This is a genomic window from Nocardia aegles, from assembly GCF_052545135.1.
Genome location: NZ_JBQWRI010000014.1, coordinates 60612 through 86027 on the forward strand (window position 1 = coordinate 60612; position 25416 = coordinate 86027).

16 protein-coding genes are annotated in these 25416 nt (G+C 68.0%); all 16 read right to left on the reverse strand.

All coding sequences use genetic code 11. The annotated features are described in order from the left end of the window. Positions 1-3: 3 nt before the first annotated feature. Entirely contained in the window at positions 4-4944 is a 4941-nt protein-coding gene (locus ACT89H_RS27335) for an NAD-glutamate dehydrogenase (RefSeq protein WP_445111540.1), read from the reverse strand. A 168-nt stretch (positions 4945-5112) separates the two neighbouring features. Beyond that, positions 5113-5787, reverse strand: a complete 675-nt coding sequence (locus ACT89H_RS27340) for a hypothetical protein (protein WP_445111541.1) — start codon at positions 5785-5787, stop codon at positions 5113-5115. A 7-nt stretch (positions 5788-5794) separates the two neighbouring features. Then, entirely contained in the window at positions 5795-6838 is a 1044-nt protein-coding gene (locus ACT89H_RS27345; protein ID WP_445111542.1) for a hypothetical protein, read from the reverse strand. Between the two features lie 78 nt (positions 6839-6916). Then, the gene (locus ACT89H_RS27350) at positions 6917-7270 is read right to left on the reverse strand and encodes a helix-turn-helix domain-containing protein (protein WP_445111543.1); all 354 of its coding nucleotides are present in this window, start codon (positions 7268-7270) and stop codon (positions 6917-6919) included. A gap of 16 nt (positions 7271-7286) precedes the next feature. After that, a complete protein-coding gene (eccE, locus tag ACT89H_RS27355) occupies positions 7287-9008 on the reverse strand; it encodes a type VII secretion protein EccE (RefSeq protein ID WP_445111544.1) in 1722 nt (573 codons plus the stop codon). Continuing rightward, on the reverse strand, positions 9005-10363 hold the full coding sequence (mycP, locus tag ACT89H_RS27360; protein ID WP_445111545.1) for a type VII secretion-associated serine protease mycosin: 1359 nt from the start codon (positions 10361-10363) through the stop codon (positions 9005-9007). Before mycP ends, eccE begins: the two co-directional genes overlap by 4 nt. After that, entirely contained in the window at positions 10363-11886 is a 1524-nt protein-coding gene (gene eccD / locus ACT89H_RS27365) for a type VII secretion integral membrane protein EccD (RefSeq protein WP_445111546.1), read from the reverse strand. Before eccD ends, mycP begins: the two co-directional genes overlap by 1 nt. Next, entirely contained in the window at positions 11883-13490 is a 1608-nt protein-coding gene (locus ACT89H_RS27370) for a MinD/ParA family ATP-binding protein (protein WP_445111547.1), read from the reverse strand. Before ACT89H_RS27370 ends, eccD begins: the two co-directional genes overlap by 4 nt. A gap of 34 nt (positions 13491-13524) precedes the next feature. After that, on the reverse strand, positions 13525-14355 hold the full coding sequence (locus tag ACT89H_RS27375; protein ID WP_445111548.1) for an ESX secretion-associated protein EspG: 831 nt from the start codon (positions 14353-14355) through the stop codon (positions 13525-13527). 59 nt (positions 14356-14414) lie between these two features. Next, a complete protein-coding gene (locus ACT89H_RS27380; protein WP_445111549.1) occupies positions 14415-15773 on the reverse strand; it encodes a PPE domain-containing protein in 1359 nt (452 codons plus the stop codon). Between the two features lie 30 nt (positions 15774-15803). Continuing rightward, positions 15804-16115 (reverse strand): PE domain-containing protein, encoded by a 312-nt coding sequence (locus tag ACT89H_RS27385; RefSeq protein ID WP_445111550.1) that lies wholly within the window; start codon positions 16113-16115, stop codon positions 15804-15806. Between the two features lie 212 nt (positions 16116-16327). Then, entirely contained in the window at positions 16328-16633 is a 306-nt protein-coding gene (locus tag ACT89H_RS27390; protein ID WP_445111551.1) for a hypothetical protein, read from the reverse strand. Between the two features lie 43 nt (positions 16634-16676). Beyond that, positions 16677-16985 carry a WXG100 family type VII secretion target gene (locus tag ACT89H_RS27395; RefSeq protein ID WP_445111552.1) on the reverse strand — a complete coding sequence of 103 codons (309 nt, stop codon included), beginning with the start codon at positions 16983-16985 and terminating at the stop codon, positions 16677-16679. 540 nt (positions 16986-17525) lie between these two features. Then, positions 17526-21530, reverse strand: a complete 4005-nt coding sequence (eccCa, locus tag ACT89H_RS27400) for a type VII secretion protein EccCa (RefSeq protein ID WP_445111553.1) — start codon at positions 21528-21530, stop codon at positions 17526-17528. Next, positions 21527-23083 carry a type VII secretion protein EccB gene (gene eccB, locus ACT89H_RS27405; RefSeq protein ID WP_445111554.1) on the reverse strand — a complete coding sequence of 519 codons (1557 nt, stop codon included), beginning with the start codon at positions 23081-23083 and terminating at the stop codon, positions 21527-21529. Before eccB ends, eccCa begins: the two co-directional genes overlap by 4 nt. Before the next feature lie 91 nt (positions 23084-23174). Continuing rightward, positions 23175-24935 (reverse strand): type VII secretion AAA-ATPase EccA, encoded by a 1761-nt coding sequence (gene eccA / locus ACT89H_RS27410; RefSeq protein ID WP_445111555.1) that lies wholly within the window; start codon positions 24933-24935, stop codon positions 23175-23177. Positions 24936-25416: the final 481 nt, after the last annotated feature.

Here is a 25416-nt window from a genome sequence, read left to right on the forward strand (position 1 = left end):
AGATCAGCCCGCGACCGTCGCTGCGACGGTCGACTCACCGCCGCTGACCATGCCGCGCACCTGCCGCGCCGCCACCGACAGCGCCGCGAGATCGTGCGTCTCGGCGGCGAAGATCTGCGCCAGCGATGCGCCGGCACGGGCCAGCCGCGACCGGTTGGTCGACTCCCAGTACGCGATCTTCTCCTCGGTGCTGTCCTGCGGTTCGGTCGCGGTCAGCACGTCGCGGGTCAGCGACCGCAGCGAGTCGTAGAGATCCTCGCGGACCGCCAGCCGGGCCAGCGCCCGCCAGCGCCCGCCGCGCTCCAGCTTGCCCACCGCGGTCACCAGCCGTTCGATCTGGAAGTGCTCGTTGAGCGCGTAGTACAGCTGCGCGACCTCGGCGGGCTCGCGATCGGCGATATCGGCCAGGTCGATGACGTCCAGCAGCGGGAAGCGGTGGATCAACCCGAACGCCTCCTCGGCCAGTTCCCGCGGCGCGCCGCGGGTGATGGACCCCCGCGAACGCTCGGCGAGGTCGTCGCCGAGGTAGCCGGTCAGCCACCCGGGCACCTGGCCGGAGAGGGCGCGCACGCCCTCGCGGTACCTGGCGATGTCCGCGCCGATCGCGATCGGCTGCGGCCGGTTGGACAGCAGCCAGCGCGCGGCCCGATCCAGGGTGCGCTTGGTCTCCCGTTCCAGTTCGTTGCGCGCCGCCGTGGACATCGGGGTCTGCCTGATCCGCTCCCACAGCGCGTGCAGATCGAAGATCTCCACCGCCGCCCGGTACGCGCGCACCGCGTCGTCGGTGGTTGCCCCGGCCTCTTCGGCGAGGCGGAAGGCGTAGGTGATGCCGCCGTAGTCCACCATCTCGTTGATCACGACAGTGGCCACGATCTCGCGCCGCAGCGGGTGCCTGCCGATCGCCGCGCCGAACCGCTCCCGCAGCGGCGCGGGGAAGTAGGCGGGCAACACCGACGCGAAGGCCGCGCTGTCGAGCAGATCACCGGCCAGCAGGTCGGCCTTGAGCGAAAGTTTGACGTGCGCCATGAGGTTCGCCAGTTCGGGCGAGGTGAGCCCGGTCCCGGCGGCGGCGCGGCGGGCCAGTTCCGCCTCGGTCGGCAGCGCTTCGAGTTCGCGGTCCAGACCGCGGCGCTGCTCGAGGTCGTTGATCAGCCTGGCGTGCACCCCGGACATGCCCGCCGCGTCGGCCCGCGACATCCCGAGCCGGAAGTTCTGTGAGATGTTGTCCCGCAGCACCAGTTCGGAGACCTCGTCGGTCATCGAGGCCAGCAGCGGGTTGCGCTCGTCGACGGCGAGCTCACCGCTGGAGACGACGGCGTCGAGCAGGATCTTGATATTGACCTCGTGGTCGGAGCAGTCCACACCCGCCGAGTTGTCCAGCGCGTCGGTGTTCATCCGCCCGCCGTTGCGGCAGAACTCGATCCGCCCGAGGGCCGTGGCGCCGAGATTACCGCCCTCCCCGATCACCTTCACCCGCAACTGATCCCCGTTGACCCGAACCGCGTCGTTGGACTTGTCGCCCACCTCCGCGTTGGTCTCGGTACTCGCCTTGATGTAGGTGCCGATACCGCCGTTCCACAACAGATCCACCGGAGCCAGGAGAATGGCTTTGATCATCTCCGGCGGCGACAGGGTGGTGACACTCGCGGGCAGGTCGAGCGCCGCGCGGACCTCGGGCGTCATCGGGATCGCCTTGGCGGAGCGATCGTAGACCCCGCCGCCGGGGCTGATCAGTGACGTGTCGTAATCCGCCCACGACGACCTCGGCAACGCGAACAACCGCTGCCGCTCCCGATACGAACGCACCGCATCCGGATCAGGATCCAAGAAGATATGCCGGTGGTCGAACGCAGCCACCAAACGAATGTGCCCCGACAACAACATACCGTTGCCGAACACATCACCACTCATATCACCAACACCCACGACCGTGAAGTCCTGAACCTGCGTGTCGATCTCCATCTCCCGGAAATGCCGCTTGACACTCTCCCACGCACCCTTGGCGGTAATACCCATCGCCTTATGGTCATACCCCGCCGAACCACCCGACGCGAACCCATCACCCAACCAAAAACCGTAACTCCCCGCCACATCATTCGCGATATCGGAAAACGTCGCCGTGCCCTTATCCGCCGCCACCACCAGATACGTGTCATCCCCATCCCGACGCACCACCCGCGCCGGCGGAAGAACCTCACCGGTCGCGCGATCGACATTGTCGGTGATATCCAGCAGGCCGGAGATGAACGTGCGGTAGCAGGCGACGCCTTCCGCGCCGAAGGCCTGCCGGTCCGCCGCAGGATCGCCGGTGGGCGCGGGTGGCTGCTTGACCACGAAACCGCCCTTCGCGCCGACCGGCACGATCACCGCATTCTTCACCGCCTGCGCCTTGACCAGGCCGAGAACCTCCGTGCGGAAATCCTCCAACCGATCCGACCACCGCAAACCACCACGCGCCACCGAACCGAAACGCAAATGCACACCCTCCACCCGCGGCGAATACACGAAAATCTCGAACTGCGGCTTCGGCTTCGGCAGTTCAGCGATCGCGTGCGGATTCAGCTTGACCGAGAGGTAGTCCAGCGCGGCTGCGGCCTCGTCGCGCCGGTAGTAGTTGGTGCGCAGGGTCGCCTCGATCAGGCCGAACAGCGCGCGCAGGATGCGGTCGGTGTCCAGGCTGACCACCGCGTCGATCTCGGCCTGCACCCGCTCGGCGATCTCCGCGGCCCGGCCCGCGGCCTGCGCCTCGACGCGGTCCGGGTCGAAGTACGCCGCGAACAACTCGATGCACGACCGCGCCGTCGCCGGATGGGTCAGCAGCACGCGGGTGATGTTTCCGAAGGTGTAGGCGAACCCGGCTTGCTGCAAGTACTTCGCGTAGGCCCGCAGCAGGGCAACCTCACGCCAGTGCAAGCCGGCGCGCAGGACCAGTTCGTTGAGGCCGTCGACTTCGACGCGGCCGAACCACATCGCGCTCACGGCATCCGGGAAACGGCGCCGCACACTGGTTTCCGGCAGCGACGCGGCATCCACGGAGTGCGCCAGCTGCGCGGGCGGCTCGGCGGCGAGCGCTTCCCGCAGCGGCGCCGCGGTCACCCGCAGCCCGAAGTCGTAGATCCAGCGGTCCGGCCGGTCCGCGAGCACGACGCGATAGGGCCGCTCGTCGACCACCTCCACACCGAGGCTGTGCAGTACCGGCAGCACCCGGCTCAACGAGACGCCCTCGCCCGCGACGTAGAGCGTGAATCGCCATTCCGGCGCGGCGCAGTCGCCCTGGCGGTAGAGATCGGTGTCGATCTCGCCGTCCGCCAGCCGCTCGAGGCGGCGCAGATCGGTGAGCCCGTGGCCGGGCCCGTGCTCCTGCTGGTAGCTGGTGGGGAACGCCGCCGCGTAGTCGGTGGCCAGCGCCTGCGGCACGTCCGACGCGCCCGCGGCCTCGGCGACCAGCCGGTCACCCCAGGTCCAGGTCGTCGCCAGTAGCAGCTCCTGGATCCGCTCGCGATTGTCCTCGGAGATGTCGGCGGCATCGGCGCCCGGCTTGCGGTGCACGGTGAAATAGATGACGGCCAGCTCCGATTCGGTGGCCCGCGCCGAGTACGCGATCTGTTCGGCGTCGAACCGCTCGCGCAGGATCTCGCTCATGCGCACCCGGACCTCGGTGGAGTAGCGGTCGCGCGGCAGGTAGACCAGGCAGTAGATGGTGTCGCTGCGCGAATCACGCCGGATGAACAGCCGCACCTGCCGCCGCAGGCCCAGATTCATGACCGCCGACACGGTTTCGAACAGCCTGCGCGCGTCGGTGGAGAACAGCTCGACCCGCGGGAACGACTGCATCATCTCCAGCATGGCCTGCCCGGAGAATGAATCGAGGCCGAAGCCCGCCCATTCGATGACCTGCAGCACGCGCCGGGAGATGACGGGGATGTCGAGGATGTTCTCGTGCAGGCCCGCGACGGTGAAGGTGCCGACGAAGACGTGTTCGCCCTTGACCATCTCGACGGTATCGTCCCGCCCCGCCCGCCCGCTCGGGTCACTGGCGCCGTAATCGGCCACGCTGATGAAATACAGGTCGCGGGAACCCGGTAGCAGCGAGTCGATCGAGCCGTTGGCCATCCGCAGCACCGTGCGCTTCGCGCCGACCACGGGCACGCTGACGTCCGCGGTGGCGCCGTTGCCGAGGATGCCGAGCCCGGTGCCGGGCAGCTGCCACGGTTCGAAGGGAGCGTCAGCGCTCGGCGCGGAGCGACGGAAGTCGTAGTAGCCGTAGCCCAGCGGGGTGAAGTGCCCGTCCGACAGCCAGCGCAGCAGCCCGGCGGTCTGCGGGATCTCCGCGTCGCCTGCCCATCGCGCCGACTGATCGAGCTGGTCGGCAACGGTATCGAGCACCTCGACCATGGTCGGCGTGTCGTCGGCGACGCGACGCAGGTCGGCCAGCAGCGGCGGCAGGGCTTGCTCGATCCGGTCCACCAGTTCGTCGGACAGGCCCGCGCCCAGCTGCACGTGGATCCACGACTCGCGCAGTGTCCGCCCGTCGGCCGCGCCCGCCGATTCGGCCACGCCGTCGCGGGGCGCGATGGACAGCACCCGGCCGTCGGCGTCGCGCGCGACGTCGAACACCGGATGCACAACCTCGGTGACCGTGGCGCCCACGCGGCGCAGCGCGGCGGTCACCGAGTCGACCAGCAGCGGCATGTCGTCGTTGACGATCTGGATCGCGGCGCCGACTCCGGCGCTGTCGTCCGGCCGGTAGACGCGGGTGGTCGCCGAACCGGGCGCGCGCGTGGCCGCCAGCTCCAGATGCTGACGGAAGATCCGCTCGGCCCGATCCGTGATCGCCGACGTCGAGGATCCCGGCTGGATCCACCGGAAGTAGGCCGCTTCCAGGTCGGTCGGATCATCGCGGAACCGCTTCGGTGAAATCGTCTGCTGGGTGGTTGCCACCATCGATCCGTTGCCTTCCCGAGAACTGCGCTCGCACGTAATTCGTACTCTAAACAATGTACCGTTATCTAACGGTACGATAGACAGTGTAACAAAGTTTCCGCCTGGCGGACACGAGTTCGGAGGGCCAGATCAGGTATTTCCCGGCTCGGCGGGCAAGGCGCTGCTACGTCAGCGGACCAGGCCCGCACGCGACAGGAAGGTCTGCGCGCCCGTTCGACCGGCGAAGTTGGCTGTCTCCAACCGGAAGCCGGTCCGGGTGTCCGCGTACCAGACGGTTGCCGAGGGTCCGATCGCCGCGTAGACAGGACCGTCGACCAGCGCCGTCCCGCCCGCGCCGCGCCATCGAGAGATGCTCTCGGCCAAGCGATCCCGCGGTAGGAGTTCGGCATAGAAGGTCAGGTCCCGGCCGCCCGCGATGTTGCCGAACAACATCGGGTCGGTGGCGGCGATGACGCACGTGTCCCGCTGCCCGCCGGAATCCAGCGGTTGACAGGTCGCCGCCGTGCGCAGCAGATCCGGCATGGCCTGGACCGGCGCGCTCCCCTGGGTAAGCGACGGCAGCGATGGCGAACAGGACCGCAGTCCCCAGACGACGGCCACGACCATCAGCAGCGCGAGCACGCCGACCGCCTGCCACTGCCGGCGTGGATATGTCTTGGCCACAAACCTTTTCGCCTCGCCGCCGGCCTTCTCGGCGACTTCGGCGGCCTGGACGGGCAGCTTCTCCGCGGCGGATGTCATCGTGTCCACGGCCGCGCGCAGCGGCGCTCCGCAATGCGCACACCGGGAATCGGCACCGGTGTTGCGATGCGAGCAGTAGCGGCAGACCAGTTCGGACGGCACGGACACCTCAGTGCCCCGTGATGACGATGGACGAGATGGCGGTGGTGTTGATCGACGGATCGCCCTTGGACTCCAGCACGGTCAGCACGATCTTCGAGGCAGTCACCGCGGGCTCGATCTTGGTCACCACCAGCGTCCGCTGATCGAGGGTCGGCTGCGTGTAGACGGTCTTGTTGCCGTCGTCGAACTGGTAGGAAACCCGGCTGACGGTACGGTATTTCGCCCATTGATCGGTGCCGTCCGCACCGATGTGATCCCAGCCGGGCACGATGCCGATCGAGTCGATCTGATAAGTCTTGCCCAGATTGACGGTGATGACCTGACCGTCGACCTTGTAGGCGCGCACGCACGACCACGCCTTGCCCGTCTGACCACCGAAAGCGTCCATCGCCGAGGTGCTGCCGGGCGGGCATTTCGAGTCCGCGGACTTCGGCTGGATGATCGAACTCGCCGGCGGCGCGGCCGAGGTCGGTGCGACGGAGGTCGGCGGCGGCGTGACCACCAGGACTTGGTTGTTCGCCGTGTTCTCCTCGCCGCCGGTGGTGATCAGCAACAGCACCAACAGCACGGCGAGCACCGCGGCGACGATCAGCGCGACTTTGGGTTTGCGCAGGTGGGTGAGCGCGTCCCTGGCGATCCGCTGCGTGGGGGCGAGCCGGTTGGCCGTCGCGGCGGACGCGCGTTCCGGTTCCGGCTCCGGCTCGGACGGCGCGTTCGTTCGCGCGGCGGCCGAGGAGTAGTCGTTCGCGAAATCCATCGCCGGGCTGGAATCCTGCGCCTGCCCGTTCAGCAGCGCGAGAATCCGTTCGCTCGCCTTCGGACCGTCACCGGTGCGACGCCGCGGCGCGACCTCGCGCGGCTCGGAGTCGAGATCCGGTAACCCGATCGACGCGACGCTGTGCTCCGGGCCGCCGTCCGGCTCGAGGCTGCCGAAGCCGGCGCTGTCACCGGACGGCGCGGCGGAGGACCCGAACGAAGGATCGGCGAGCAGAGTGTCGAGGACCGCACCTCGATGACGGAGAAAGACGTCTCCCGGGTCCTCGACGGGCATGATCCGGATCGTATCCGGCCGCGGCCGCCCGCCGAGACCGGCGCTATTCCCGCTGGAGAGAACAGCTTTCCGGCCGGATCAGCGCTTCTTCTCCTCGGTCACGAAATACTCCGGCGGCACGTCGAAGACGCGAGCCAGCGCGATCACCAAGTCCAGGCGCGGGATCGCGTCGCCGTGGATCAGCCGGTACAGGCCGGACTGCGACACCGGCACGTCCGGGTAGGCCAGTTCCAAATGCTGCGCCAGCGAGTAGAGCGTCAGCGACCGCGTCGATCCGTCCTCGGTCGAGACGACGGATTCCGCGATCAGCTCCGACAACCGGCTGGAAAAGATCGCCGCGGCGGCCTGTCTCGGGGTTAGCGCGTCCCCGACGTCCTGATGAGGGAGTTCGCCGCCATCGGAATGGGTGTCCGCTACCACGGTGATAGACATTAACCGACCACTCCCATCAGCTCACGCGACGGCCACCGGGTTGCGCAGGTGCAACCACGGGTCCGGATGCCCCCACGGGATGCGCGGGCGGGCCGTCGACAGTATCGAAATATCGGGTTTCGCCTCTCGGCTCGATGAGCTCGACCCGCACCGTGCGCATCGGAATGCTCACGTCCACCGCGGTCGCGCTGACCTGGTTGATCGCGAGATCGACCGCACGCCTGCGCGGACCGCCGGGCTCGCTGATGGTGACCGTCGTGTGCGCGCTGGACGCGCGCGGCGGCAGATGATCGAAGACCGCGATGGTGGCGGGGGGCTCCACCTCCGTGGTGTCCGCCGCGGTGTGCCCATCGCCCGGATCGGCCATGCGCATGGAACGCGGGTCGCCGACCGCGGTGACCAGTTGACGCCAGCTGTCCGGCCGCGCCGAATGAATCTCCACGTCCGCGCCGACCACCATCGCGCGCAGGATGATCTGCTGGGCGACGGGCAGCTTGGCATGGACGTCGATGCTGCGCCTGCGCGGATTGAACCGGGCCGGGTCGAACAGCGGCAGCGCCAGCGTGTGGCGCGGCTGACCGCTGATCGCGCCGAGGATCTGGCCGTTCGGGCCGATCGCGATGACCAGCTCGGCAGCGAGATCCTCGGGCGCGATGTCGGCGCCGGACTCGAAGCCGCGCAAGGCGCGGATGGAGACTCCGGTCGGCAACGACGCCAGCAGGGCCGTCGACTGGTCGCCACCCACCAGCCGCAAATAGTCCGGCGGTTGGCTGGTGACAGCCGGACCGATGAACCGGACCAGGGCGCGAGGCCCCTCGATGTCGGAGGTCAGGCTCACCACCAGGGTGGTGCGGCCGCGGTTCCAGGTCCAGCAGTCGTCCAGGCCCACCCCGCCGAGCCGCGACCAGTCGATCAGGAAGCTGGTCACACACCGGCCGGGCACCGACGTCTCCAGATTGCTCCAGGTTTCCCGCAGGTCGGACAGTTCGATTCCCGCGTGCAGCAGTCGCGTCGCGTCCCGCAAGGCGGCGGCGGGCAGTGCGTGCGCCGCGATACCTCGCTCGCGCAGGCGACCCGCGATCCGATGGGTGGCGCTGGCCAGTGCTTTCGGGGCGACCACCGCGCACGGCCCGCGCTTGCTCAGCGCCGCCAGGTTGCGTTCCTGATCCAGCCGGACCACCAGCCAGGTCAGCCGGTCCCCGACCACGGGGTGGGAACCGATCAGCTGGTCATAGAGCATGCTGTAGCTACCGCTGGAGCGGACCCGCTGACCGGTCGTGACAATGTCGATGTCGACCGAGATGCCGAACTGGTCCAGCATCGGAAGCAGCAACTCGACCGGGATGGTGTCCTCGGTGTAGAGGGTTCGCTCGGCGATCACGGTGGGCAGATCGAGGTTGGGCGCGAGCTGGATCATCGCGATCAGCGTGTCTCCCGCCTCGTTGACGCCGCACACGCCCGCGGCGACCGGTACGTCCCGAATCTTCGCCGACTGTGTGCGTTCGCGCGCCCGCGCGGTCCGGCCGGTGCGGTAAGCAGTCCAGTCCAGCAGCCAGCGCATTCCGGTGCGCCCGTTCACCCGGACGGTCACCGTCGTCACCAGGACCGTGACCACCACCGCGCTCACCCACCACGGTGTCTTCGCCGACAGCCCGACCAACAGGGGACTGCCGATGACGACGAAGGCGGCGAACGGACCACGCTCGACGCCGGCGACCCGCACGCTCGGAAAACTCACCGGCGCCTCCGCATCGCGGAACTCAGGTGGCTTCCCGCCAGCCCGAGCAGCACGGCAGCCAGGATGACGACGGTCGCGGTGACGGCGGGACGCGGATCCTTGGCGCGCGGCGGAGGAGGAATCGGCAGTTCCGAGGACCGGAACAGTCCCGCGGGTTGCTGCGGCGGTGTGCGATAGCTCAGGGCGGCCGGCGGGTCGATCATCCCCGCGCCCACCATGTTGTCGATGCCGCGCGCCGGAGCGTGCGCGCCGACTTGCAGCCGGGAGGCGATGTCGCGCGGAGTCTCGTTGGGGAACCGCGAACGCAACAGCGCGGCCACGCCGCTGACATAGGCCGCGGCGAACGACGCGCCGCCGACCGGAACCAGCTTGTCCGGTTCACCGACGCCGTTGATCAGACCGCCTCCGCTCGGGCCGAGCGATTCGATGCCGGTGCCCGGTGCGGCGACCGAAACCCACGGTCCGGTGAGCGAATCCGGCATCGGAGCGCCGGTCGCGGTGGTGAATCCCACCGTGAGCACGTCGGCGCCGAACCACCCCGGCGTGGAGATCGTCTTCACGTCGCGCCAGTTGCGCGGGTCGGCGGGGCGCGTCGGGTCGATGTCCGGGTTCTGCGCGCAATTGGCGCCGCCCCCGGCGTTGCCCGCGCCGGCCACGATGAGCGCGCCGCGCACATGAACGGCATAGCCGATGGCCGCCGAGAGCATGGACTGGTCCATCTGCGCGTCCACCGGCATGCAGATCGGCAGCGACACGGTGATCACACCGGCGCCTTGGTTCGCGGCGCGAGTGATCGCCCTGGCCAGGGTCCGGATCTCGGCGGCGGTCCGTTGACTCGGGTCGGAGCTCGGGCGTTCGGGACTGAACGCGCCCGAGCGGGTGCGGAGCGAGATGATCCGCGCGTCCGGCGCCACACCGGCGAATCCGTCCGTGGGATCCGCTGCGGCGCCGATGATTCCGGCGACCAGCGTGCCGTGCGCATCACAGTCGGACAGTCCGTCGCCGCCCGCGGCGAGGTAGTCACCACCGCCGACCAGGTTGGGCAGACGCGGGTGGGGCTGCACCCCCGTATCGATGACGGCGACAGTCACTCCGGCGCCGCTGCTCAGCGCTTTGGCGCGGCGCAGATCCAGTGCCAGCTCCGCCGGCGGAGTACGACTGAGGTCGCTGTCGGGCAGCACGCCCGCGGCCAGGCAGCCCTTCTGCTGCTTCATCGGCTCCTCGGGGCCCGGCGGGTCGTCCGCGGGCGGCGAGCCGACCACGACCTGCGGTGGCTCCAGCGCGACAGCGGGGCCCGCGGTGATCGCCAGCGTCACCCCGGCCAGAACCGCGACCGCGGCACTGCCGACCCTCATCAGATTCCTCGCATAGCGGTGTAGACGCCCATGGTCCAGAAGGCGATCACCGGGACCACCAGGATCAGCGCGTATTCCACCAAGTCGATGACACGGCGGGTGACCGGGGACAACCGCTTGCCCGGAAGCCGCAGCGCGGCGACACACGCGGCGCACGCCGCCAACACCACCACGAGCCCGACCACGAGACGCGCGACCGGGGTCTGGTAGGCGCCCACCTCGACGAAGCCGATCCCGCACACGGTGACCACGGACCCGGCGATCAGCGCGATCGCCTGGACTCGGTCGGGGTGCCAGCGCGCGCGCATCGCCAGCAGGCCGCCGATCGCTGTCCCCATGACGATCTCGCGGACGCCACCGGGGCTGACCGCGGCCGAGATCACCGCCGAGAACGCGAGCACCGTGGACATCGCGGCGATCAGCCCGCGCAGGCTGGTCACCGCGAGCCGCGCGCGGCCCTCGATACCGGCCTCGTCGGCAATGCGCTGCCGTTCGCCGACCGCGGTGTGCTCGTCCCCTTCGCGCACCGTCTCCGCGTCGAAGATGTCGGTCAGCGTCGTCGGCGAGACCTCGTTACCCGGATCGGGCAGATCCGGCGGCCGGATGCGCGCGATGACCACGGCCACCCGCGGCGCCATGGTCAGCAGCACGATCCCGCCGAACACCACGCCGCCCGCCACCTGCCCGATGGACAGATCCAGATAGGTCAACGGCAAGGCCGCGGCGGTCAGCGCGACGCCGAGCACCGTCACCGCCATCAACGTAGCGATGCCCATCCTGCTCAACCGCATCATGGTGGCGGCGGCCACCGCTGCGACCACCGCTCCGGCCGCCAGATTGGCCGCGGCGAACGGGCCCGGCCGGCCGTAGGCGGGCGGCACCAGCATCGCCCCGCCCGCGAACAGTAGCGGTGTCGCCGCCAGCGTCAAGCCGAGGGTGATCATCGCCGGAGCGGTGCGCCTGCGCGACAGCGCGGCGCCCGCCCAGCACAGCCCGCCGAGCAGCAAGGCGGGCACGCCGCACCACAGCGTCGAACCGGTCATGGTCCACGACCACGCCAGCATGGCAGCCACCGCCGACGCACCGATTCCGAGCACGGCCAGACCGACGATCGCGGCGGTGTTCGCGTCGAACTCGGCGAACTCGCGCTCGTTGATCAGTGCCAGGGCGTCGGTGATGTCTTCGACCACGGGTGTGAACACCTCCGCCGACTCGACCACCGACAGCATCAGCACCGTGCCGTCGGTGACGTCGTGGTCGGCCAGGCTGCGCCAGCGCGGGATCGGCGGCTCGCCCGGGCGGGCCAGGCTCCACTGGCCTTGCGGCGGAGTGAAATCGACGTTCTCGTCGTCGATCGCCGAGGCGAGCACGACCAGCAGGTCGTCGATGAAGGTCTCGATGGTGAACTTGGTCGGCACCACCACATCGACCTGATAGGTGGAGACCATCACGGCGATGCGAGCGCGTGCGACCTCCGCCGACGGCTGTGTCCCGGCAGGCGCGGGCGCGACGGCGGTACTCATCGCCATCCTCCGCGGTCACCGGAGTTCTCGGCGCCGCTGGAGAGGTATCCAGGGAATCCATCGGCCAGCCAGGCGGCCAGTTCCTCGAACGCGAGCACGGTCTCCTTCTCCAACAGCCGCAGGTCTATCTCGCCGCCCTCGGCCAGATGCGCGTCGTAGGGCAGTACACAGGTAGGGCGCTGCGCGGTCTCGAACAACTTCTCGATCGCGTCCACGTCCACGGTCGGCTTCAGCGGCTGATGATGCACGATGCCGACGATCGACTTCGCGATCAGATGTTGCAGGCCATGGGAACTCAGCCAGTTCAAGGTGGCCACCGCGCCCGTGACGCCGCCGACGGTGGCCGGAGTGACGACCACGACGGCGTCGCTGGTCTGCAGCACCGTCGCCGTCACCGAATCCAGTACCCCCGTCCCGCAGTCGACCACCAGCAGATTGAAGTGCTTGCGCAGGACTTCCACGGCGGTGCTGTACTCCCGGCCGGACAACGCCTCGGTGGCCTCGGTGCTCCACGGCGAGGCGATCACCGCGAGGTCCGAGGAGTTGATCGAGGTGAACGACTGCACCGCGGAGAACGCGTCGAGATTCTGTGACTGCGCCAGATCGCGCAGGGTCAAGCCGTACGGGTGCCGGCAGGTGCGGGTCGAGAGGTCGCCGAAGTCCGGGTTCGCGTCGATCGCGACGACCCGGTCCGGGCGCAGGCCTGCGAAGGTCGAGCCGAGCGTCGCCGCGGTGGTGGTGCGGCCGACGCCGCCCTTCACGCTGATCACCGCGATCTGATAGGTCGTGGTGAGCTGGCGCCGGATTCGCGACTTGCGGTCCTCGGCGCGCTGCTCCGCGGGCGAAAGCCCGAGATTGAAGCCGACCTTGTTCAGGGCGCCGCGCACACCGGAGTTGGAGCGCAGTTGCGCCCGCTTCGCGGCGGAGATGTCGGCGAGCAGTTCGATCGAGCTGAGCGCGGCGGGCAGCACTTCGATGCGCGGCGTCGGCTCGTAGGCGGTGTGGTCGACGCGGTCGGGGACCCAGGGAGTCGCCGATCCGGACGACCACTCCTGATTCGCGGACGTCGCGTCGGTACGCGCGATCGCTCCAGACGGCGTGGCGGCGGACGGGCCGGCCACGAACTGCTCTGCGGACCGCTGCTGTACCGAATGATGCTGCGTCGCCCGCGGTGCGGACGCCGGCGATTCTGCCGAATATTCAGGCGGGGGCGTGCTCGCCTGCGGCGCAGGCACATTCACTCGGGTCTGGGGCGTGTCCGTCTGCGGCGCAGGCACATTCGGTTGGGCCGGGAACGTGTTCGGATACGCTGTGTTCCTATTCGCCTGCGCAGGCGGCACGCTCGCGCCGGCGGCCGGCGGCGTCACGACGGCCTGCGGGGAACGAGGATCGGGGTCCGCTGCCGACGCCTGCGACTCGCGCGACGGGCCGCTCACCGGGTCTACATGGGTGAACTCGTCGGCGTCCTGGCGGATTTCGGGCGCGGGGCCCGGCGCGACGGCCGCGTCGGACAGCTCGTTCGTCGGTGCGAAGTACGCGTCGTAACCGCCGCGAGCGCGCGCGGACTCGGCCGCATGACCGTTGATGCTCGGTGCTCGGTTCATTTCCGTCGTCCTCTCGACAAACTCGGCTCGACGTTCAATTCACTCTGCTGGTGTCGAACCAACTTCGACCGGGCAACAGCTCGACCAGAGCCCCGATACCCGACCGCAAGGCCGCGTCATCGCCCGGCGCGTATCTCGCCCACTGCTGTCCGTCCATCGCGACGCTCGGCGTCACGATCATTCGCCCCGACCGGGTATCCACCACGTTCACGCTGGATACCGGCTGCGCCGAGCTGCCGTCGTGGTGCTCGATGAGCACCACCTCCGCCCGTCGGACCACCTCGTCCGGGACCCGGCTCAGCACCGCGGCGGTATGCGGTTGCGCACCGAGCTCCTCCATGGCACGGCGCGCTTCGTCCCGATCGTCGGGAATCTCGCCGAATTCCTCGACCCTCGCGGCGACCGGCTCGAACCGCAGCACCGGCGCCGGACCCAGCGCGGCCGCGACGGCAGCCGACAAGGTGTCGAGCCGGCGGTCGGCCTGGAACACCGCCTGGATGACGACGTGGTCGTCGGAGCGCACCGCGAGCACGTGGGTCTCGCCCGCGCGCACCAGCGACATCCGCAGCATTCCTTTCGGCTCGCCATCCAAGCCGGTGTCCAGGATCCGTACCGCCATTTCCACGTCCGGCCGGTAGAGACACCGCAGCCAATGCTCGACGACCGGGTGCACCCGCCCGCCCTCGAGCACGCCCACTTCGGTGAGCTGCGCGGCGACTACGGCATACACCCGATCCCGATCCTCGATGCGGTAGATATTCGGCAGCAGCGCCAATACCGGCGGATAGGAGTCGATGCCGACGAGATGCTGTAGCAACAGGGCGGCGTCGACATTCAGGTCGATTACGACCGGATCGTCTTCCACACCTTCCCCGAATGCATCGTGATCAGCTCCCTCGACTGGATATTCGACCTCGGCGCGCATCACCGGGGAGGTTCTGCGGAGGCGAGCACGGCTTCGTCCTCGTTTCGCTCGAGGACACCGAGCGCCGGTACCGGTTCGGGCGTCGGCTCGTCTCGGCCATCGCGGTCCTCGTACTCGATCACGCCGATGACAGGGGGTTGCTCGAGCACCGGAACATCCTGAGGCTCGCCCGGTATGAATACCTTCGACGGCTTCTTCTCGTCGTCGCGGCGTCGTCGCATCCGTGCCTTGGGCGCGACCGCACCGCGGGGCGGGCCCTTTCGAGCGATCGGCCCGGACGCCGCTTGTTGCGGCACGGCGCCGAACGCCCGCCCAGCTCCTGGATTCCAGTTGGCGGGCATCCGGAACCCGGTCGAAGCGCCCGGCATCGATCCGAGGCCGCCACGGGCCATATTCAGCGCGACGAGACTTCCGGCCCCACCACTCAATGCCGCCAACGTCGGCGAGTTCTGCGACGTGCCATGGAACCAGGACTGGTCCGTGGCTGCGTCACCTGTGCCGTACATGCCCGAATCACCCAGCTGGCCATCCGGATTCGCGTTCGGCGCCAATTGCTCGGGATCGGTGGCGGGTTTCGCCGGATCCGTCGGCTGCGTCGGATCCGCCGACTGCGTCGGATCCGTCGGCTGCGTCGGATCCGTCGGCCGCGCCGGATCGGTCGAGGTCTGATCACCGACCGATTCCGAGCCACTGTCCGATCCAGTCATCCCTTCGCCCGTCGATGACGTGGACGATGTATACGTTCGGATAGGAACGTCATCGGTGTGGCTGGTCGGGCCGTCGTAGGGCACGGACTCCGTTTGGGGGCCCGGTGGCACACCCGTCACGATGGGCGGAGCCTCGACCGGTGCCGGCAGCGCGGCCAGTGTGGGCACCAGCGTCGCGGCGTAACCGGCCATCACCCCGAGAGCAGCCCCTCTGAGCACCCACAACTCGGCCTCGGCTTCCGCGAGCGCCGCACCGCTCAGGGGGCCGAAGCCGCCGCCGAGCGCGATACCCTCCTGTACCCGAACCTGGGCAGCCTTGGCTGCGACCACCGCCATAGCGGCCTTCGCCGTGTCGCAGATGTCAGCGGCTCGGTCGAGCAGCTCGCCGGTCGCCCCGGCCACCGCGGCCTGCTCACGCAACCATGCCGCATGTTTCCGGAACGCCGCCTGCGCCTGGTCGGAGGTAAGCGCTTGGAACGTCCCACCCATCTGCAGCATGGAGCTGTCGGTGTCGGCCGCGGCGGCATTCAATTGCGTGGCCATGGCCCGATAGGCGTTCGCGGTCGCCCGCGTCGTGGCGGTACCGTCACCCGCGAGCAGCGGGGCGGTGATTCCCTCCGGTCCCAACGCGCCGAGTACGACAGCAAGCATCTTGTCAGCTTTCGCTCGGGCTATCCGCGTCTAGAACGCGGTTGCTCTGCTGAGCACATGGGTACCGCCGCTCAGGTCGCCGGCAACGAAGGCGGCACCCACCTCCGGTAGCGCGACCGCACCATCGCTTCGCATGACGACTCCGTTGGCCGTGGTGGGGAAGAATAATCCCGCGTGCGCGAGACATGCGGCGGGAATGAGTTTGCTCACGTCATCGAGACCCGGTGGAAACGGGACGGCTTCGGGAACAGCAGCAGCAAGCATCGACATCAGATTCTCCGTGCTGACGCCGAGTTGGGAAGCGATAACCGGGAGATGATCCGGATCAACGGCGAGGTGCATGGCAGTCTCCTAACGACCGGTAACCACTCTTGGCGAGTAGTACATCGACATCGAGCGGTGCAATCAGAACGTTAGACTATTCCCACAATTGGGGATATTAAGTGACATGCGATCGCCCTCGACGAAGTCCACGGAACGAACTCGTCGAGGGCGACGGCGAGTATCGATCGGTCCTGCCTCGGGCGCTCGGTAGCGACCGAACGACGTCGTCGCTACAGCCCGATCTGCGAGAACCGCATGGCCTGACCGGTGTCGACGACACGGAACTGACCGTCGATGCCGGACACCGCCTTGGTGGCCGACTTCAGCTGCGTCAGCGCCTCGTTGTACTGGTCGATCTGCTGCTTGACGCGAGTCTGCAAGTCACCGTTGGAGGTACCGGCGTCACCTTGGAAGTTCTCTGCGAGCAGCTTGGCCAGCGTGTCGCGCTCACCCGCGTCGACCATCATGTTGCTCAGCACCTGGTCGGTGCGGATGACCAGGCCCTCGACGGCGTCGTAATCGTTCTTCAAAGCCATTTTCCGAAACCTTTCCCAATTGTTTTCTGCTGCACAACCGGCATCAGAAATTGAGGTTGTATTTGTTGACCTGTGACGCGTTCTCCTGGTCATGGCTGTCGAAGGTCGCACCGGCGGTATTCAGCGCGTCGACGATTTCCATGAAAGTGGCGTGGAGCTTCGAGCCCTTGTCGAGCGCTCCCTGCATCGCCGCCTGGATGGCGTTTCCGGTCGCGCCCTGGACCGCGGGCGCGTACTCCGTCTTGATGCCCTCGAGAAGACCCATGTGGTTCTTGAAGGTATCGGCGTGCGTGAAGAACTTCTTTGCGGCGGCGTTGATCTCGGACGGGTCGCCGGTGTAGCCGATGGGCATATCTGTTCCTATCCTATAAGGCGTTTACCTTGCCTCGGACGGATTCGCCGAGGACGTTGACGACGTGTGCGCCGGGGATCGACGATGCCGCGACTCGGGCCATCGACGTCCCCGACCACACCGATTGCAGGGGTTCTCCAGTACCGGCACCTCCTGAGTTTCTCGGAGAAGGAATACCGCTACCGGGTAGAAAATTAATTTCCCGGCGTTCCGGTGGCGTCCCCTCCACGGCGCGATGACACCTCACGCCCAGCCCGTGCGTACGCCCGCCGTACTCCGCACTGTTGTTCAGCGGCATCCGGCGTGCGATTGCCCGGCCCGGCGACCAGGCCGCCGACATCCGGGTACCGGCGGCGCGGCCGGTGATGGACCCGAGCATCCGCCTGGGCTCGGTCGCGCCCTCCCGCACATCCGGCGGCGCGATGCCGAGGTCCGGGAGTGCCATGGCGAGACTCCAATCGAGCGTGACTACCAGCTCGGATCGAGCGGCTGCTAAGGAAAACGGTAATTTATTCCCAACCTTGGGATGGCGGCCCGAAGTCACACGTGCTGGGGCACCCAGGCCACCTGAACGAGGTCGCGGCGAGAACTCATGGGCTCCACGAATATTCCGCGGCCCGGCGGCTGCTTGCCGGCTCGCACGTCACTGATCAGCACGCCGTCGAGCTTCGAGCCGTCCATGATCAGACCCGACGAATTGAGGTTCTTCATCTGGCCGATCACATTGTCGTACAGGGCCGTGTCCGCCTGGGCGATATTGCGGGCCGCGATGACGTGTAAACCGGTGTCTCGACCGTCGACCAGGATGTCCTTCAGTGGCTCCAGCGGGTTCATCGCGCCGCGCTGCGCGATCATGTGATAGTCGTCGATCACGACGAAGACTTCCGGCCCCGACCACCAGGACCGGTCCGCGAGCTGCCGGGTGGTCACGTTGTCCGGTGGGCGCCGCGAGCGCATCTTCTCCACCAACGCAGGTAGTGCCTCCCGCACATCCCGCTCACTGGTGACGTGCCCGATGAGCATCTCCTGCGGCACCGTCTCCAAATGCCTGCGCCGATAGTCGATCAGCAGCACGCGCGCCTGGGACGGGTCGTACTGGCGTCGAATGGATTCCAGTAGCGCGGCCAGGGTGGTGGACTTGCCCGATCCCGTCGAGCCCAGCACGATGAAGTGGGTCGACATACTGAAATCGATCGTTGCGGGACTGAGATCGGACTCCCGGACGCCGAACGGGACGATCAGGCGCTGAGCGAGCGTCTGCGGCACCGGCCATCCCGCGCGAACCTCGTCGATGCCGATGTGCGGCGGCAACAGTTTCACCTGCGGCGCGCGCCGGCCGGGAAAACGCTGCGCGATGTCGGCGGCCCCGGCGGCAAGGCCCTCGGCCGCCGAATCCGCCTCGCCCACCCCGTCGATGCGTGGCAACGCCGTGAGCATGTGCAGGCCGTCGGTCGAGATGCAGCGACCGGGCCGATCGGCGGGGATCGCCGCGACCACGGCGCGGTGGACATTGAAGGTGGTGTCGGCCAGGTCGCCCAAACGCATTTCGATGCGCGTCTGCATCAAGTCCTTGATCGCGGGGCGGATGGCGATCCAGCGCGAACTGCTCACCACCAGGTGGATGCCATAGTTCAGACCTTGCAAGGCAAGGGATTCCATTACCGGGGTGTATTCGTCGTAGTACGGGCCGTTGGTGCCGAATCCGACATCCCACCCGTCGATGACCAGGAAGACGTCGCCGTAGGGATCGCGGTCGTGCCAGGGCGGCGCGCTCGGACCTTCGCGCAGGGTACGGAACTTCCGGATGGAATCGATCCCGAATTCGGTGAACATCGACTGCCTGCTCTCGAGCAGGTTCGTGACCAACGCGATCGTACGGCGGATACGGTCGCCGTCCCGCGCCGCGGCGACCGATCCCACATGCGGCAGGTTCGCCAACGCCGCCAACCCGCCACCGGAGAAGTCCAGGCAGTAGAACTGCACCTGTTCCGGGGTGTGGGTCAGCGCGGCGGAGATGACGAACGTCTGCAGCGCGGTCGATTTGCCCGACTGCGTGCCGCCGACGATGGCCATGTGCCCACCCGCGCCGGACACGTCGACCGACCAGACGTCCTGACGCTGCTGCCGCGGTTTGTCGACCAGCGCCAACGGCATCTGCAAAGCGCCTTGCGGCACCGCGCGGATCATCCGCTCCAGTGTCGGCGGCGCGCCCAGCGGCGGCAGCCACATCTTGTGCGCGGGCCGGCCGTGCCGGGCCAGCTGCTGCAACACCGTTTCCATCACCGTGACCGATTCGCCGTCAGCGGCCTCGGGCGCCTCCTGGACAACCACCGGCTCGACCACGGCGGGCCGGGTGTCGGCGATATGGCCCGCGGTGAAGCGCTGCGGCGGCCGGTACCCGCCACCGGGCCGGCGCGCGCGCTGGGCGGAGGACGCGGACACCTGCGCGGGGGCCGAGTACTTCGCGCCCACGTACGCGGCCTGGAAACGCTGGAGGTCACCGGAGCCGACCCGCAGATAACCCGAACCGGGCTTCTTCGGCAGGTGGTAGGCGTCCGCGGTGCCGATCGCGTCGCGCGAGTCACTGGTCTGGTTGGTGCGCAACGCGATTCGGTAGGAGAGATGCGCTTCCAACTCGCCCATCCGGTTGGCGGGCACCTTCTGCGACGCGAGCAACAGGTGGATGCGCAGTGATCGACCCAACCGGCCGATGGCCACGAAGAGTTTCGAGAAGTTCGGATGCTGCTCGAGCAGTTCGGCGAACTCGTCGAGGATGATCAGCAGGGTTGGCAGCGGTCGCAGGTCCGCGCCCTGCTCCCGGGCACGCTCGTAGTCGGCGACGCTGGCGAAATTGCCCGCGTCACGCAAAATCCGCTGCCGCCGCGCCATCTCACCGTTGATGACGTCTTCCATACGGGTGACGAGGTCGGCTTCTTCCTCCATGTTCGTCACGATGGCCGTCACATGCGACAGCCGGTCGAAACCGAGGAAGGTCGCGCCACCTTTGAAGTCGACGAGCAGCAGGTTCAGGACATCCGGCGAATGTGTCGTCACCGCCGAAAGCACCAGAGTGCGCAGGAATTCCGACTTACCCGATCCGGTGGCGCCGATGCACATGCCGTGCGGGCCCATGCCTTCCTCGGCCGATTCCTTGATGTCGAGATGGACGACACCACCGGCCGGGTCATGACCGAACGGGATGTTCAGCCGTGCCCGGTCCTGGTCACGACGGCGGATCCACGCTTGCTCGACCCGGAGGGCGCCCGGATCGTCGATGCCGACCATCTCCTCCCAGGACGTGCCACCGCTGGCCTGCTCGGCGGCCACCGCCTCCACCACCGTAGACAACCGGTACGGCGAAAGGCTGCGCGCCATGGCCGTGATCGCCGCAGTGGACAGCGAATCGGCGACCCCCACGCGACGCAGTCCGCGCGGGGTCACCTCGTTCAGCGACCGGTCTTCGGTGACGGTGAAGCGCAGCGCCCGCGGCAGATTCTGCTCCGCGGGCCCCAGCCGCAGCCAGGTGCAACCGTCGATGCCCGAGATGTCACGGTCGCTGGCCTGCCCTCCGACGTCCACGATCAGCAGGAAGTGGGTGCGATCCAGGGTGGGCTGCGAATTCGCCGAGAAGGGACCGCGATTGAGTCCGGCGAGCACCTTGGTGCGCAGCTCGGCCACGGTGTGGTAAACCATCCGGCTCGAGCCGATCGCGTCGGTGTCGCTCGGATGCTGAGTGTGCGGCAACCATTTCAGCCAGGACCATTCCGGCGCGTCCGGATCGGACAGCACCGCGGCGACCGCCACCTGGTCCGGTCCGTGCAGCACCGCCACCTCGGCGATCATCGCGCGGATCAACCCCGCCACCAGGTGCGGGTCACCGTCGATACCGACTTGCGGCGCCGACAGCAGATTGATCGCGACCGGCATGCCACCGACGGTGGAATAGGCCTTGGCGAAGCGGGTCAGTTCGACAACGCCGACCGGGTCGAGATCGGACGTGGGCGCGGCTTCCGGGACGATCACGCGGACTTGATTGGCGATGCGTCCGCGGCCGACGCGCACGCGCAGGAACTGCGGACTGGCGACCTGTACCTCCCACATCCGCTTGCCGCCGATCAGCCGGGCGATCTCATCGGGACCGGGATGGGTGTAGCGCAGGAAGGCATGGAGTTCGGCTTCCGCCGCGTGCACCGTCTTGCGGTTGTCGGTGATGCTGCGCAGGTAGTCCTTGCGTTCCTCGTTCAGGCTCGCTGCGCCGCCGGAGTTGCCTCCGAGCGCGCCGCCCATCATGCCGAACATCGACACCAGCATCATGGCCGGGAACATCAGCATCATCGGGTTCACGGCTGCGCCCCCGCGGAACATCATGACCATCATCCCGCACATGGCCGCCACCATGACCACGGGCATGATCATCCGCAGTCGCGACGGCGGGACCGGCTTGGGCAGCTCGGTCGGCGGTTGCAGCCGCAACTCGGTCACAGCGGGCGCTTTGGGGCCGCGCACCATGCGGGCGGGCCGGACGAATCGGCGACTGCTGGTCACTGCGTACCCCCGAGCCCGGCGACGACTTTGTTGTTCGGAATGCCGTCGTGCTGGATGCGAGCTTCCTTCTGGGACAGAGCGGGACCGACTGCGAACAGCGATATGATGCTCCACGGCGCGGGGACCGGCGCTCGCAACGCGAGCGCGAGCAACGTGGGGTCGGTGCCGCCGGCGCTGTTCGGCTCGGTGATGATGCCGTAGCGAACGCCGCTGTCGGAAACCCAGTAGAGCGATTCCCGCAACGGCGATCCCGGTTCGGTGCCGGTCACCTGCACGAAACGGCCGGTGTCCCTGGGCAGATAGGCCGCGTCGGCGGTGGTGCCGCGGGAGGCGGCGGAGGTCACCAGGTCCACAGCGCGGCCCTGTTCGTCCTTCGTGAGCGGCAATTGCCTGCCCACCAGGAGCTCGGTGGCCGAGTTCGGATCGTTTCCGGACCGCGACCAGTGCAAGCAGGTCACGCTGGACCGCTCGGGATCGACCAGGCGAATCGGGCGGGCCGGGTAGGTCGCGGTGCCCGGCCACTGTCCGGGACGCAGGTTCGCCGCGATCACGTCCGGTCCGACGGTACGGGTGGACACCGCGCCTTGCGAGTCCGCGTTGCGGACCATCGCCGCCAGCACGGAGCTGACCCGCACCAGCCCCGACTGCGAGACGAGATAGTACGAAACGCCTTGATCCGGCGCCGATACGGTGAGGATCGACCCGACCGGTGTGGTGAATCCGTTGTTCAGCGTGATCGACTCGCCCTTGCCGGGGACGTCGGGCACCCGCAGCGGCGGGGCCTCGGGAATGGCGTTGACCAAGCCCTTGGACGCCGCCATGACCGGAGCGGTCGAATCTATACCCAGCGCCATGGCCACCGCGGTGTTCGCGAGGTCGATCGCGGCGCGCACCACGCCTTTCTCCGCGTCGCCGTATACCAGCCAGGTGGTGGTGTCGTCGCGCAGCAGACGGGCCTCACCGTCGGCCAATACGCGGTTGGCGTCGCCGTCCACGGTGAGCGGACCGCCGATCGCGGTCGTCCGCACCGCGGATCGGCTCACCGTCGGCAGACCTGTCGCCGGGTTCACCGGTGCCGCCGCGCCGGTTCGCGCCATGTCGCATACCGTCCACGACGAATCGCGCCGGCCCGTGTCGACCATGCTGCCGGGCGCTCCGGGAATGCCGACCCACGGTCCGCGCGGGTATTTCGACAGCTCGTCCCTGGAGACCTGCACCGGATTATCGGGAGAACCGACGATCAGCCGGGCCGAGGTGAGATTGAGCGCCGGGAACAGCCGGTTGTTCACGCGCACGAACAGCGCCCCGGTGTCCTTTTCCGCCACGATGTTCGAGTCCCCGACCTTCTTGGCGGGTTTGAAGAACGCCAGCACCGCTGCGCCCGCGATGATCACGCACGCGAGCGCGATGCCGATGGACAACGCGGTCGAGCGGCCGCGCTGCGGGTCATCGACCATCGACGCGTCCCGACGGACCAGCGCGTGCTCGATCCGGCGCAGCAGAAAACGCCAGCCGGAGATCTGGTGTTTGGTCACAACCCGGAAGCGCGCCACCGGTTCTCGTTCCTTCCGCCACCCTGCCGCCACACCGTAACCAGCGGTTACGGCAGGAATACGACCGCTGTCCCCAGTGTCAGCGGATGCCTCACACCCGCGTGCTCGGCGCCAAACCCTCCAGCGCCGCGGTGACGTCGAACGCGTCGATCGTCATGAGCTCCTCGTCGGTCATCGCGGCGATATCGGCGTTCTCCCTGGTGAAGCGATAGTCGCGTTCAGCTTCGGCGGCCTCGACCACGTTGCGCACAAAACGGCCGTTACCGGCCAGATCGATGAGCCGCCTGCCGTTCTCGGTCTGCCCCGCCAACTCCTCGCACCGCACGCGCAGCACCTCGCGGGCCCGCTCGGACAGGATCGAATCCTTCTTCCGCGCGATGTGCTCCGCGATCCGCACCAACTCGTCGGCGCCATAGCTGGCGAAACGAATGCGCTTGGTGAAACGGGAAGCCAAGCCGTCGTTGGAGGCCAGGAACCGATCGATCTGATCCTCGTATCCGGCGATGATCACCACGAGTTTGTCGCGGTCGTTCTCCATCCGGGCCAGCAGCGTGTCGACCGCTTCCTTGCCGAACGCGTCGCCGCCGGAAAGACCTTCCTGGATCAGCGTGTACGCCTCGTCGATGAACAGCACGCCGCCGAGCGCCGAGTCGATCAGCGCGTTGGTCTTGGGCGCCGTGTGGCCCAGATGGGTGCCGACCATGTCGTTGCGGGACACCTCGATGACATCCGCGTTCTCCACGACGCCCAGGCCCGCGAAGATCTTGGCGATCACGCGGGCGATGGTCGTCTTACCGGTGCCGGGCGGACCGGAGAAGATCAGGTGCTGCGACTTGGAATCCACCGCGAGCCCGCGCTGGGCGCGCACCTGGTCCATCAGCACGCCGGACTTGAGCCGGTCGACCTGCTCCTTGACCGAGTCCATGCCGATCTGCGCCCGCAGCAGATCCGAGGCCTCCGCGAGGAGGCTCTCGCGTTCCGCACGCGCCGCGCTGGCGGCCGCCTCGCGCGGATCGTCGCCCGTCTTCGGGTCCCACTTGTCGGTCCGCGAGGCGATGAGTTCCGCTGTGGCGACCTCGAATCGGTACGACTTGTCTCGCACCGCGCGCTGCCACTCCTCGCGTTCCGGCCACAGTGCCGAGCCCTGCAGGCCCTGGAGGATCTTGTCGGCGGCGTCGTGATCACCGTTGTGCCGCATCAGCATCCCGAGCAGGAAGTGCGCGTCGGCCCAGATGTAGGACAGATTGCCCGAGGAGCTGTCCTCCACGATGCGCTGCGCGCGCGGCACGGCCTCGCCGAAGCGACCCAGATGCGCCAGCGACTGAGCGGTCATCAACTCCGCGGCGATGTCCAGCAGGCCGTCGTCGAGTACCGGCCGCGCGGTGCGCAGCGCGAGCACCTCCGGCCATTGCTTGGTCCGGAAATACAGCGACATGCGCACGAAATCGGAGACGTCGTCGCGCGGAACCTCGTCGAGGATCGCCGCCGCCTCTTGCCATTCACCGCCTTCGGCATACGAGCACGCCTGCGCGATGGCGATCTGATCGCGGTCGGCCATCGCGACGCGCAGGCCGTACATCCCGATCTCGACCTGGCACCACAGGGCACGATCGACCAGACCCGCCCGTTGTTGATCGCGGTAGAGGTTGTGCACCGAGCGATAGGCGCCATAGATCACCTCAGCGGTGACCTCCCCCGCCATGGCGCGCCCGAGCCAGGCATCGCACATATCCGGGTCGAGGTCGGTGGCGGCCCGAAACGCCGCCGCCGCGTGCTGTTCGTTGCGCACGCCACCGGCGACCAACCCAAGATTCTGAACACCCGTGTAGAACGCGTCCTCGGCCGCTGACACTCGGACTTCCCTTCCGCCGATCTAGCCTGCTCGAACGATAGATTCCGGCGGTCACGCCCAGGGCTCGCATCCTTCCCACAACTGGGAAGAGGCCGCACAGCCCCAGGTGGCCCGGTTATGCCGGTATTTAACGTGCCGTCGGTGAACGGTATGTCTCCAGGGCCGGGCAGCCACTCACCTGCGAACGACCCCACTCGGCGGCGGCTGGCCCGCCGAGATCCAGCTCCCTAGCCACCGCACGGCAGGCCAGGGCGCCGAACATATTTCTTGCCGCTGTCTAAGTGCACACTGTTGAACGTTCCGACAGAACCTGATACTATCTGAACACAGATCGTCAGTCCCTCATCCTGACGATCTGAACCCGATAAGCAACGGCCGGTGGCACCGGCAGGCCACCGGCCGTTGTCGGGATACAACCTCCACAGCGGTGGCACGACGCGTCTACGTCTACCATTGCCGCCGATTCGACTCCGCAACTCAT

Coding starts and splice junctions, on each gene's coding strand:
- ACT89H_RS27345 (WP_445111542.1), bottom strand. CDS start 6,838: ATGCCCGTCGAGGACCCGGGAGACGTCTTTCTCCGTCATCGAGGTGCG.
- ACT89H_RS27380 (WP_445111549.1), bottom strand. CDS start 15,773: ATGCTTGCTGTCGTACTCGGCGCGTTGGGACCGGAGGGAATCACCGCC.
- ACT89H_RS27350 (WP_445111543.1), bottom strand. CDS start 7,270: ATGTCTATCACCGTGGTAGCGGACACCCATTCCGATGGCGGCGAACTC.
- ACT89H_RS27370 (WP_445111547.1), bottom strand. CDS start 13,490: ATGAACCGAGCACCGAGCATCAACGGTCATGCGGCCGAGTCCGCGCGC.
- mycP (WP_445111545.1), bottom strand. CDS start 10,363: ATGAGGGTCGGCAGTGCCGCGGTCGCGGTTCTGGCCGGGGTGACGCTG.
- ACT89H_RS27335 (WP_445111540.1), bottom strand. CDS start 4,944: ATGGTGGCAACCACCCAGCAGACGATTTCACCGAAGCGGTTCCGCGAT.
- ACT89H_RS27390 (WP_445111551.1), bottom strand. CDS start 16,633: ATGGCTTTGAAGAACGATTACGACGCCGTCGAGGGCCTGGTCATCCGC.
- ACT89H_RS27385 (WP_445111550.1), bottom strand. CDS start 16,115: ATGCACCTCGCCGTTGATCCGGATCATCTCCCGGTTATCGCTTCCCAA.
- ACT89H_RS27395 (WP_445111552.1), bottom strand. CDS start 16,985: ATGCCCATCGGCTACACCGGCGACCCGTCCGAGATCAACGCCGCCGCA.
- eccD (WP_445111546.1), bottom strand. CDS start 11,886: ATGAGTACCGCCGTCGCGCCCGCGCCTGCCGGGACACAGCCGTCGGCG.